This window comes from Micromonospora sp. D75, assembly GCF_018070405.1.
Classification (GTDB): domain Bacteria; phylum Actinomycetota; class Actinomycetes; order Mycobacteriales; family Micromonosporaceae; genus Micromonospora; species Micromonospora chalcea.
In genome coordinates this window covers 1-9,413 of record NZ_JAGPXV010000178.1, presented here as the reverse complement: position 1 = coordinate 9,413, position 9,413 = coordinate 1, and the positions used below count along the sequence as shown (strand labels likewise).

Sequence of the window (9,413 nt, the reverse complement as noted above, 5' to 3'; positions counted from 1 at the left end):
GCCCACCACCGCCAGCGCGCGCAGGAACAGTTGACCGTCGTCGCGGCTGGTCAACGTCGTACCGATCTCGGCGAACGTGGGCAGGTGATCCGGCAGCGGGTTGCCGGCGAACGCCAGCAGCGCGACCGGCCCGCCGGCCAGCACGCCGACGAGCACGACGAGGGCGCCGAGGCCGGTGAGAACCTGGCCGGCGCGGCGGACGGGGGAGCGTCGGGGTGCGCCCATGGCGGCCTTCCCTTCCTACGGTGGGCCGGTGAGCGCCCGAGCGGTGGCCTCACCGGTGACGGTGGCGGTGTTCTGCACGCCGAACAGACTCAGCAGGTCCCGGCTGTAGGTGATCTGCACGCTCACCCGGATCTGGGTCTCGGCGCCGACCACGGGGAAGTCGACCTCGTGGTCCTGGACGCCGCCCGCCGCGTCGAGGTAGGCGGCGACCGCGGCGCGGGCGGCGACCTGGTCGATCTGCTTCGGGCCGCCCTCGATGGCCCGCGCGCGGTCGATCATCTGGCCGCCGGCGCGGGCCGCCTCGGCGGCCAGGTTGTCCGCGCGTTGGAGCGTGCGCAGCTGGCCGGCGCCGTCGTAGGCGAGGCTGATGATCGCCAGTACGCCGGTCATCGCCACGGCCAGGAAGAGACTCACCCGGCCGCTCTCCGCCGCGCGCCGCCCGGTCATCCGCGACTCCGGTAGGTGTCCAGCGGCGAGGTGAACCTCGCCGAGACGGTCTTGCCGCCCGGCACGCCGGGCAGGCCGGGCGCGCTCAGGTCGTCGAAGGAGACGGTGCAGGTCACAGTGACCGTCACGGTCGCCGGCACGCCTGCGGCGCTCGCGTACGCGGCGGCGAAGCTCGTCGTCGTACCGGCCACCGAGCCCGCGAGGTCGAGCTGGGGTGGACCGGAGCAGTTCAGCCCCGCCCAGCCGAGCTGGTTCCGGGCCGCCTCCTCGGCGGCCTCCGCGCCGTCGTCGGCGTTGCGGGCGAGCGAGGCGGCCCGGGCGGCGTCGTGCGCGGCCGACTCCACCGCCTCGTCCGCGATCGCGGTCCGCCCGGCGACCCCGGCCAGCACCATCAGCCCGATGAAGGCGGGCGCGAGCACCGCCACCTCGATCGAGACGGAACCCCGGTCCCGCCGCGGCCCGGCGCTCATCCGGTGGTCCAGCGTTCGGCCGGGCCGTGCGCGGTCTGCGTGACCGCGAACGAGACACCCGGGATGACCGACAGGGAGCGCCCCTGCACCGTGCAGGTGACGGCGGTGGCGCTCTCGACGCACGTCGGGCCGGTCTGCTCCCAGTCGACCAGCCAGTCCCCGGACTGCTGCAGGAAGCTGATCGCCCGCTCCCGGCCGGCGTCCGGCCCGGCGTCGATCGTGCGCTGGGCGTTCACACCGGTCTGCGCGGCGTTGAGCGCCGTGGACCGGGCCACGAACCAGACGGCGACCTGGATCGAGCCGAACAGCATCACCAGGATCACCGGCATCACCACGGCCAGCTCGACCGGATTGGCGCCCCGCTCGCCCTCGGCCAGACGGGCGCGCAGAGCAGCGGCGATCCGCCCCGGACCGGGCGGACCGGCGGGCCGGCCGGCGGGCGCCGGCCGACTCCGGACCGTACGGGCGGGGCGGGGCATCACGGGGCCTGCGGCGCCGTGTTGTTCGGGATGGCGTTCATCCAGTTGTTCGCCTTGGCCAGGGCCAGCCCGGTGACCGCCATGGCCACCGCGACCAGGCCGAAGATGATCACCGCGGTCGGCACCGGGCTGTCGCCGCGCTCGGAGTCCCGGCGCAGCTCGGCGAGGCGGGTGCTCACCGCCACGTACAGGTAGGCGTAGAGGTGCATGGTCGTCTCCTTCTCGATGGGGTTCACAGACGGGCGAGGAACGGATAGACGGCGAAGCCGAGCAGGACGAACACCAGCAGCGAGCCGGGGATGTCCAACTTGCTGGTGACCCCCTCGGCCCGGGCCAGGTTGTCGGTACGGATCTGGTCGCGCAGCGAGTCGGCACGGGACCGCAACGTCTCGTGCACCTGGGCGCCCTCGCTGCCGGAGGAGCGCATGATCGCGCCCACGTCGCCCAGCTCCGGGATGCCGATCCGGTCGGCCAGCTCCTGCAACTCGTCCCAGGGCGAGTGCATCTGGAGCTGGGCGAGCCGCAGCGCCACCGGGCCGTGCGCGGCGGACAGCTGCAGCGCCACCAGGTCGAGGTAGGTGCAGACCGCCTGCCGGAACTCGTCCCGGGCGGCGTCGGCGTTGGCGAGGACCGAGCGGTGCGCGAGCAGTCCGGCGCCGAGCGCCAGACCCAGGCTGGCCACCACCGGCACGGCCAGCGGCAGCGCCACCCCGCCGACGAAGAGCACCGCCGAGGCGACCGCCGGGGTGGCGAACCCGACGAGCGCGGAGAGCAGCACCGACAGCGCGTACTGCTCGGGGGTGCGGTCGAGCAGGGCGAGCTGCCGGTGCGGCGGGCGCAGCCAGCGGGCGAACCCGCCGAGCCAGTCCGGTCCGGCGCCGGCGGCCGGGGCCTGCCCGGGCGGCTGGTGCAGCCGGCGCAGCGCCGGGCCGAGCGCCGGGGTGGCCGGCAGCGCCTCGCGTACCACAAGGAACAGCCCGAGCCCGACCGCGCACCCGCCGAGTACCGCGATCGCCATCTGCCAGTTGAGGATCACCGTGGCCGCCTTTCGTTCGCGACTGCGGGGCTCGCAAGCTCACTCCTCGCGCTCACGCGATCGCCTCCTCCGGATCGGGCGCCGGGAGGAAGCGCGCGGGCCGGGGCGGCTGGCTCATCGACCGCACCCAGACCAGCAGGCCGACGAACGCCGCGCCGAGCACCGCCATCACGAGCTGACCGGTGAGCGTCCCGTAGGGACGGATGTAGTCGCTGTTCACCAGCCCGTACGCCAGGGTCGCCAGCGTCATGCCGGTGAGGAAGCGGACCGCGAACCGCGGCTGGGTGCGTTTGGCCTCGACCTCGCGCCGCGTCGCCACCTCGGCCGAGGCGGCGGTGGCGATCGAGCCGAGCACGTCGCCGAGGCGCTCACCCCGGTCGGTGAGGTGCAGGATCAGCGCGGCCACCACCTGGTCGGCGACCGGGTCGGCGATCTCGTCGGCGAAGGCGAGCAGCGCGGAGCGGGCCAGCCAGCCGGCCTGCAGGCGGGCGGCGAGCGTGCGTACCTCCTCCTGGATCTCCTCCGGCGCGGTGGCGATGGTGCCGATGATCGCCTGCTGGAGCCCCTGGCCGGTGGCCGAGATGTCCTTGAGCCGGCGGGTCCACTCGCCTACGGCTTCGACCCGGGCGATGGCCCGCTGCTCGGCCCGGCCCACCGCGAACAGCCACGGCACGCCCGGCACCGCGAGCGCCACCAGCAGGCCGACCACCGGCAGCCCGGTGAGCAGGAACGCCGCCGCCCCGGCGACCACCGCGGCGCCGAGCAGGAGCTGGTAGCGGCGGTGGTCGGCGCGGCTCGCGCCGGAACCGGTCCAGAGCCGGCTCAGGCCGGGCCCGGCGCCCGGGGCCGGGCCCGGTGGGCGGCGGGTGCCGACGAGCGCGACCACCGCCAGCACCAGCCCGGCCACGCAGGCCGCGCCGGAGACCAGGGCGATCAGTTCGATCTGCGTCACGCCGGGCCTCCGTTCGGCCGTGCCCCGAGGCGGGTGTGCCGGGGCCGCCGCCACGCGCCCACGCCGGCCTCGACGAACCGGGTGAGCAGCCGGGCGTCGTAGCCGACGCGCAGCAACTGCTCGCGGATGCGTTCGGGCAGGTGGCGGGGGACCGCGCGGCCGTCCGGCCCGGGGCCGAAGACGGTCGTGGTGGTGATCCGGTTGCCTTCGCCGACGCCGATGACCTCCTCGACGTGCGAGACGAACCGGTGCTTGCGCCCGCCGATCGCGGTCTCGTCCTCGACAGTCACGTAGACGATCAGGTCGAGCGCGTTGCCGGCCATCCGGCGGGCCTGGTCGACTGTCATCTCCCGGCCGTGCGACAGCGCCAGCTCGATGATGCGTTCGCTCACCCCCGAGGGGGTACGCGCGTGGATGGTGCACATCGAGCCCCGGCTCGTCGTCATCGCCTGGAGCATCGGCACGATCTCCCGGGACCGCACCTCGCCGACGATGATCCGCAGCACGCCCATCCGCAGCGACACCGGGATCAGGTCGGCGATGCTGACCTCACCCGCCGGCCGTCCGTCCGCGCCGCGCTCGCCGTGCCCCTCCCGGGACTCGAAGCTCATCACCGCACGGTGCTTGTGCCCACGCCGGGCCGGCAGCAGTTCCCGGCTCTCCTCCAGCAGCACGTACGGCTCGTCGGCCGGGATCTCGTCCATCAGCGCCCGGATGACAGTGGTCTTCCCGGCCCCGGCGAGCCCGGCGACCATGATGTTCAGCCCGGCGCGCATGGACGCGCGCAGGAAGTCGCGCAGCAGCGGGTCGATCATCTCGTCCAGGTCGGGCCGGCCGCCCGCGATGTCCTCCAGGCTCACCGCGAGCGTGTTGTGCTTGCGGATCACCGCGTACGGGCGGTGGCTGACCAGGAACACGGCGGCCAGGCGGCTGCCGTCGGGCAGTTGCAGGTCGAGCGTGGGCTTCGAGGTGGACAGCGACCGTTCGGTGGCACCCGCCCGGCGGGCCGCCGCCTGGAGGATCTCCACCAGCTCGTCGTCGGTCTCGGCGATCGGCTCGGCCCAGTCGACGCCGCCGCCGTGCCGGGTGATGCGTACCTGGTCGCAGCCGAGGATGTGCACCTCCTCGATGCTGTCGTCGACGAGCAGCGTCTGGAGCCGGCCCAGCCCGACGAGTTCGGCTGTCACCTGGTCGAGCAGCAGCCGTTCCTCGTCCGCCGCCATCGGCGTGCCGGACCGGCGTACCGAGTCGGCGTAGGCGGAGACCACGGTGACCGCCAGCCGGGCGCGCTCGACCTCCTCGGCGTCGGCGTCGAACTCGCGGCCGCGCTGCCAGTGGGTGAGCCGTTCGCTCAGTTCCCGGCGCAGCTCGCGGACCACGGCGAAGTCGATCCGGGGGCGCGGCGGTGGCGGGGGCGCGGCGGGGAGCGGGCCGGGCACGTGGTGCCGCCCGTTCGGCGGCGCCAGCGGCGGAACCGTGGAGACGACACCGGGCTGCTGCCCGCGCGGGTCGTGGGAGACCGGCTCAAACCGCACCGGACACCCCCGGCACGCTCGGGGCGGTCACCGCGCGCGGTGTGGTCGCGCCCGGCCAGGCGAGCCGGGCCCGCCGCCGGTCCAGCAGCGCCCGGACCGGCACCTCCAGGGCGCCGGCCGCGCGCATCAGCGGCCGGTTCGCGCGTACGGTGCCGCCGTGTGCGAGCACCTCGGCGGTACGCGGGTCGTGCGGCAGGCGGGCGATCACCGGCAGCCGCAGCGCCTTGCTGATCTCGCTGGTGCCGTGCCCGTCCCCGACCACGAGCAGCCGCAGCGTGCCCGGCGGTACGCGGTGCTCGGTGAGGTCCCGTTCGATCGCCCGGGCGGTGGCCCGGGTGGCGGAGAGGTCGGGCAGGGTCGCCCGGGTGACCAGCAGCACCACGGTGGCGGCCCGCAGCAGCGGCCACGGTGGACCGCCGACGGCGAGCCGGCCACAGTCGACGAGCACGTCGTACGGCGGTTCGCCGCGCTCCAGCCCGGTGAAGTAGTCGGCGAAGCGCTGCCACAGCGGGCTCACGCTGCCGGCCTGGGCCGGGTCCACCACGCCGGGCAGCAGCAGCCGCTCGCGCCGGGGCGCGTCCAGGTCGACCAGCTGGGACCAGAACGTGTGCTCCAGGCTGCCGTCGCGCAGCTCGCCCACCGCCAGCTCACCGATGCCGCGCGGGCCGTCCAGGGCCCCGCCGAGGTAGCCGGCGAGGATCGAGCCGCCCGCCGGGTCGCACTCGGCCAGCACGAGCCGCCGGTGCCAGCTCAGCGCGGCGGCGAGCGCCGCGGTGGTGACGCCCGGCGATCCCTTCGCCGAGACCAGGGCGATGATCGCCATCAGGCCGCCTCGGTGAGCACGAGCGCGATCCGGTCGGCGGCGGCGAGCGCCACGACCGCCGGCACGTCCCGCACGGTCAGCGCCAGGTAGACCACCACGTCGCCGTTCTGCGGCGTGGCGGTGTCGATCACGGTGCCCTCGAACCGGGTTCCACCGGCACGGGACGCGTCGGAGCCGTTCGTGGCGTTGCTCGGCGTGCTGACCAGCAGCACCTTGTCGCCGGGGTTCAGCTTGCGGGCCGGCACCTGCTCGGGTTCCAGCCCGAGAGCGATCTGCTGCTGGCCGGCGCCGAGCAGCGGGGCCTCGGTGAGCTGCGCCTCGGTGAGCAGCGTGCCCGGGGTGAGCCGGACGGCCGCCCGCAGTCCCAGCACCTCGTCCATCCGGTCGGCCGGCACCGGCTGGAGTTCCCGCCCGCCGGAGACGCGCACCGGCACCAGGTCGTCGGCTGTGAGTTGCCGGCCCACGTCGACCGGCCGGGCCACGGCCAGGTACGTGCCGGTGGAGCGCACCGAGGTGACCGCGAACGCCGCGCCGAGCCCGCCGAGGGCGATCAGCAGGATCGCCAGGCCGAGCAGGCCGGGCCGGACACGTCGCTGCCGGACCACCTTCGGCGGCGCGACCGGCGCCTCCATCGGGGTTCCGTTGCGGGCTGCCACCACACTCATCGGGTCACCACCTGAAGCTCGTTGATCTGTACCGGGATGACGCCGCTGGACCGGCTCTGGGCGATCACGCCGCTCTCCCCGCCGCCGGACCACTCGACGGTCCAGAACGTGGTGGCGCTGACCTGGTAGGTGTCGGCCTTCGGATAGCCGGCGTCGAGACCGCAGTCGGGCGAGGTCAAGCCGGCCCGCGGCCCGTCGGCCCGGTACGGTGTGCCCGGTCCGTGGCAGGTGACGTCGATGTCGTCGGACATGTGCCAGACGATCCGGTCCACCTTCGCCGTGATCCTCACGGTCAGCCCGCGGTCGGAGGCGGAGGCGCTCAGCGGCCCGAAGTACGCCTCGCCCGGGCTGGCCCACATCCAGACCGGCAGCCCGACCAGGCCGGGTCCCTGACTGCGCCGGGGCGCGACCGAGGCCCGGGGCGGGAGCAGCGAGATCGAGGCCAGCGCGCGCCGGGCCAGCTCCTCCGGGTCCGGCGGGGCGCCGTAGCCGGGCGGCGGGGCGTCCAGGAGTTCCTGGCGCATGCTGCCCGGGCTGGTGTCGCCGCCGTTGCAGGTGAGCTGGTACCACTGCTTGCCGGGGGGTGCCTCGTCCTGCGGCTCGGCGAGCTTGTAGTAGCAGCCGTCGGCGTTGTTGAACCAGCCGAGCGTCTCGTTGTAGCAGGGGATGACGCGGCCGTTCCACTGGCACTTCGGCGCGCCGCCGCCGTTGCCGCCGCCGCCGTTGTCCCCGCCGCCCGGCCCGCCCGGGCCGCCCGGGGTGCCGGGGTCGTCGTCCCACACGTCGCAGTCGGTCTGTTCCGGCGGGCACGAGCCACCGGGGTCGGCGGCACGCGCGGGCGCGCCGGTGAGCGTCAGCAGCGCGGCGAGGCCGGCGGCGAGCAGCACCCGGCGGAGCGTCCCGGCCCGGGGCGGGCGGGCCGGGACACCCCTTCCTCCCCAGGTCAGCACGGCTGGTCCTGATGTGCGGCGCCGCCGTTGATCAGCCACCGGCCGTCCGGGAAGCGGGCCGCTGTGGCGGTGGCGAGGTAGCGCCCGCCGCGGGTGCCCGGCACGGCCTTGCGGTCCTTGGCGTAGACGAGCCGGTAGCCGCTCGCGTCCAGGCAGTCCTGGATCTCGACGGTGGGTGGGCGGGCGGTCAGGTCGACCGAGACCACTGTGGGGTCGGAGACCAGTTTCCCGGTACGCATCGCGCCGTGCTCCTTCGCGTCGAGAATTGCCATTCGCACCCGGGTCAGCAGCGGATCAGCCAGAAAACGGGCCAGAGCGGGATGGGACGGATCGCTTCGGGCGCTCGCCGCCCGGGACGCGTCGAGATAGCCGGAATACGCGGCAAGCGCCGCCTTTTCGGCTTCCTTCTCCGCCTCGGCGGAATGGGTGGCGGGGGCGGCGGCGCGGCCGGTGAGCGGTCGGTTGGCCGCCTCCGGCTCGGTGCCGCAGCCGGCCGCGCCGACCGCCAGCGCGAGGCTGAGCAGGTAGATTTCCCATCGGCGGGATTGCCGTGTGCGCAACGCCGATCCCTCCTCGGTGCCGGCCCGGGGCGATCACGCCGACCCGCTCCGGGCATGCGGAAGCGCACCCGGAACTGTCGCTCCGGGCCCCCGTCGCCGCCACTCGTATTGACCTGTACTGATAGCTGCGGATTCTGTGCCCTGACTCCTCCGACGCCAATTGATCGGGGGTTGCGTCGTACCCAAGGGGCGAGCATAAGCTCACGTCCGCCGATGCAACAGAGGCAATTCACGTGAACACGGTGAGTGAAGACGGGAGGTGGTGGCCGGTGTGTGTCGTCACGATGACGAGCGGGCTTCCGGTGGGCTCCGGGCCGGCGGGCGTGTGCTCACCCGTACCCGCCGTGGCGGTGGCGACGAGCCGCCGGTATGGGTGGGGAGCGGGCCGCTCGTCCGATCCGTCCCGCCGGTTCGATAGGGCTCACACCGCGGTCGGTCCCGGCCGGTCGCGCGTCGCGCCGCACGCCGCTGCGGGCTCCCCCGTCACATCAGCGCGAACGAGAAATCACTCTGCGTGCTCCACCATGGAACATACGGCGACCGGACGGGGGAGCCGGCGTGACCACTGAACGGGTACGGCGTACCGGACCGGTGGCCGAGGTCAGCCGTCCGGTCGTCCGGCTGCTGGCCGCCCTCGCGGTCGTACCGCTGCTCCGGCTGGCGGTGGCGCGTTACGCCGTACCCCCGGATTGTCCGGACCGGACGGCGTGCGACGGCTGCGCCGCCCCGATCGGGCTGGACCGGCCACTGCCGGCGCTCGGCCCCGCGGCCCGGTGCCCGGCCTGCCGGGCCCGGGTCGGCGCGGCCCCGGCCGTGGCCGAGGTGGCGCTGCTCGTGGCGGTCGCCGTGCCGGTGCTTGCCGGCGGCGTGCCCGCCGCGCGCCTGGCGCTCGCCTGGTGGCTGCTCTGGGCGGTGCCGATGACGATCGTGGACGCGATGGTGCACCGGCTGCCCGACCGGCTCACCTGGCCGGCCGCGGCCGGCGCGTGGGCGCTGCTCGGGGTGGCCGCGCTGACCGGCACGGGCGCGGACCCGTGGATCCGCGCCACAGCCGCCGCTCTGGCGCTCGGCGGCGGCTTCGCCGCGACCACGCTGCTGCTCGGGCGGCGCGGTTTCGGCCTCGGCGACGCCAAGCTGGCGCTCGGCGCGGGCGCGCTGCTCGGCTGGTACGGCTGGCCGGTGCTGGTGGCCGGGCTGGTGCTCGCGCTCCTCCTCGCCGGGGCGACCGGAGTGGCGCTGCTCGCCGCCCGGCGGGTCCGCTGGTCCGGGCA

At 74.9% G+C, this 9,413-nt stretch carries 12 protein-coding genes and 1 pseudogene; 1 reads left to right on the top strand and 12 read right to left on the bottom strand.

From position 1 onward, the window contains the following. From KBX39_RS13490 to KBX39_RS13435, 12 genes and pseudogenes are all read right to left on the bottom strand, one after another. Window positions 1-225, bottom strand: a pseudogene (locus tag KBX39_RS13490) (peptidoglycan-binding protein); the annotation flags it as partial. Between the two features lie 15 nt (window positions 226-240). Next, window positions 241-672, bottom strand: coding sequence for a hypothetical protein (locus tag KBX39_RS13485; protein ID WP_064448358.1), 432 nt, complete (start codon window positions 670-672; stop codon window positions 241-243). Beyond that, the gene (locus KBX39_RS13480; protein ID WP_043327510.1) at window positions 669-1,142 is read right to left on the bottom strand and encodes a TadE/TadG family type IV pilus assembly protein; all 474 of its coding nucleotides are present in this window, start codon (window positions 1,140-1,142) and stop codon (window positions 669-671) included. The genes KBX39_RS13485 and KBX39_RS13480 overlap by 4 nt, the downstream gene beginning before the upstream one ends. Continuing rightward, entirely contained in the window at window positions 1,139-1,621 is a 483-nt protein-coding gene (locus KBX39_RS13475) for a TadE family protein (RefSeq protein WP_104113534.1), read from the bottom strand. The genes KBX39_RS13480 and KBX39_RS13475 overlap by 4 nt, the downstream gene beginning before the upstream one ends. Continuing rightward, the gene (locus KBX39_RS13470; protein WP_013283462.1) at window positions 1,621-1,830 is read right to left on the bottom strand and encodes a hypothetical protein; all 210 of its coding nucleotides are present in this window, start codon (window positions 1,828-1,830) and stop codon (window positions 1,621-1,623) included. Before KBX39_RS13470 ends, KBX39_RS13475 begins: the two co-directional genes overlap by 1 nt. 23 nt (window positions 1,831-1,853) lie before the next feature. Beyond that, window positions 1,854-2,654 carry a secretion system protein gene (locus KBX39_RS13465; protein ID WP_312247096.1) on the bottom strand — a complete coding sequence of 267 codons (801 nt, stop codon included), beginning with the start codon at window positions 2,652-2,654 and terminating at the stop codon, window positions 1,854-1,856. Window positions 2,655-2,709: 55 nt separating this feature from the next. Continuing rightward, entirely contained in the window at window positions 2,710-3,609 is a 900-nt protein-coding gene (locus KBX39_RS13460) for a type II secretion system F family protein (protein WP_210870805.1), read from the bottom strand. Next, a complete protein-coding gene (locus tag KBX39_RS13455; RefSeq protein ID WP_030500636.1) occupies window positions 3,606-5,144 on the bottom strand; it encodes a CpaF family protein in 1,539 nt (512 codons plus the stop codon). The genes KBX39_RS13460 and KBX39_RS13455 overlap by 4 nt, the downstream gene beginning before the upstream one ends. Then, window positions 5,134-5,967, bottom strand: coding sequence for a ParA family protein (locus KBX39_RS13450; protein WP_210870803.1), 834 nt, complete (start codon window positions 5,965-5,967; stop codon window positions 5,134-5,136). Before KBX39_RS13450 ends, KBX39_RS13455 begins: the two co-directional genes overlap by 11 nt. Continuing rightward, window positions 5,967-6,632 (bottom strand): SAF domain-containing protein, encoded by a 666-nt coding sequence (locus KBX39_RS13445; protein ID WP_043327506.1) that lies wholly within the window; start codon window positions 6,630-6,632, stop codon window positions 5,967-5,969. The genes KBX39_RS13450 and KBX39_RS13445 overlap by 1 nt, the downstream gene beginning before the upstream one ends. Further along, window positions 6,629-7,582 carry a hypothetical protein gene (locus KBX39_RS13440; RefSeq protein WP_043327505.1) on the bottom strand — a complete coding sequence of 318 codons (954 nt, stop codon included), beginning with the start codon at window positions 7,580-7,582 and terminating at the stop codon, window positions 6,629-6,631. Before KBX39_RS13440 ends, KBX39_RS13445 begins: the two co-directional genes overlap by 4 nt. Further along, window positions 7,576-8,142: a hypothetical protein gene (locus KBX39_RS13435; RefSeq protein ID WP_043327504.1), complete on the bottom strand. Its 567-nt coding sequence runs from the start codon at window positions 8,140-8,142 to the stop codon at window positions 7,576-7,578. The genes KBX39_RS13440 and KBX39_RS13435 overlap by 7 nt, the downstream gene beginning before the upstream one ends. 591 nt (window positions 8,143-8,733) lie before the next feature. Here KBX39_RS13435 and KBX39_RS13430 point away from each other — a divergent pair. Continuing rightward, window positions 8,734-9,413 (top strand): prepilin peptidase (locus KBX39_RS13430; RefSeq protein ID WP_312247095.1); only part of this gene is annotated, 680 nt, incomplete at its 3' end.

Coding starts and splice junctions, on each gene's coding strand:
- KBX39_RS13480 (WP_043327510.1), bottom strand. CDS start 1,142: ATGAGCGCCGGGCCGCGGCGGGACCGGGGTTCCGTCTCGATCGAGGTG.
- KBX39_RS13485 (WP_064448358.1), bottom strand. CDS start 672: ATGACCGGGCGGCGCGCGGCGGAGAGCGGCCGGGTGAGTCTCTTCCTG.
- KBX39_RS13450 (WP_210870803.1), bottom strand. CDS start 5,967: ATGGCGATCATCGCCCTGGTCTCGGCGAAGGGATCGCCGGGCGTCACC.
- KBX39_RS13475 (WP_104113534.1), bottom strand. CDS start 1,621: ATGCCCCGCCCCGCCCGTACGGTCCGGAGTCGGCCGGCGCCCGCCGGC.
- KBX39_RS13445 (WP_043327506.1), bottom strand. CDS start 6,632: ATGAGTGTGGTGGCAGCCCGCAACGGAACCCCGATGGAGGCGCCGGTC.
- KBX39_RS13470 (WP_013283462.1), bottom strand. CDS start 1,830: ATGCACCTCTACGCCTACCTGTACGTGGCGGTGAGCACCCGCCTCGCC.